The sequence below is a fragment of the Stenotrophomonas sp. P5_B8 genome (assembly GCF_054049855.1).
The window spans coordinates 1-1,026 of the sequence record NZ_JBFULO010000743.1 but is presented as its reverse complement, the minus strand read 5'-3'; the positions used below and the strand labels follow the sequence as shown (position 1 = coordinate 1,026).

1 pseudogene is annotated in these 1,026 nt (G+C 64.3%); it reads right to left on the bottom strand.

Going from position 1 to position 1,026, the window contains the following annotated elements:
- Positions 1–1,026: pseudogene (locus ACXJKH_RS21165) on the bottom strand (TonB-dependent receptor); the annotation flags it as partial.

Genomic DNA, 1,026 nt, shown 5'->3' with positions numbered 1-1,026 from the left:
GTGTAGGTCCGTTCAAGCGAGGCGAACTCGTAGGTCTTCTCGCGGGCCAGGCCATCGGGCAGGCGCACGAAACCGCTCTGGCACACATAACCGGTGTTGGAGGCGATCAGCGGTCCAGCGGCCGGATCGTTGCAGCCCATCGGCGCGCCCGCGGCGTTGTCCTGGAAGTAGTCGTTGAACTTCTCCACCGAATCGCTGGACTCGGCGAACTGCTGGGTGCGCACCACGCGCACGCCGACGTTGCCGCGCAGGCGCTCGGTACGGAAGTTGGCCTGGAAGTAGCCGGAGTAGATCTTCTCGTTGACGTTGTAGACGAAGTCCTCTTCCTTGCGGCTGTAGGAACCGCCGTACTTCTGGTTGAGGAAGTCGATGTAGGCGGGGTAGTTGATGCCCGGGAACACGTTGGCGTTGAAGCCGCCGGCGATGTTGCTGATCGGGCTGGACAGGAAGAAGCCGGGCTGGGCCTGCCCCGCGGTCGAATCGCAACCGGCCTGGTAGCGGTTGTTGTCGTAGTCGGCCGGGTCCTTGCCCTGGCACACCCAGTAGGTGTTGCCGGTATTGCGGTGGACTTCACCATCACGGTACTTGGCGCCGAACTGGATCGAGTCCAGCCAGCCGCTTTCGAACATCTTGGTGACGTCGGCCTGGAAGTAGTTCTGCTTGACGCTGGTCTGCATCCACGACGAACCGGTGGAGCCGGTATCGATCTCGGCGATGCCGGCCATCAGCTGGTCCTGCAGGTTCGGCGAGAACGTGGCGCTCGGCGTGCCGGTCAGGTCCCAGGCGCTGTAGGTGTTGCCGGACTGCCACACGCCATCGACCTGGCGGCGCGGCTTGGCCGACATGCTGAAGTTCATCGACGGACCGCCCTCGGACCAGGTGCGGCCGCCGGTGAAGGAGGCCTTCCACAGCGGGCTGATGTCCCAGTCGACGGTGAGGTCGGCGGTCTGCGACAGCGCTTTTTCCTTGCTGTAGGTACCGGTCAGCTGCGGGGTGGGGATGGTGCAGTCGTCCGGACCCCAGCCA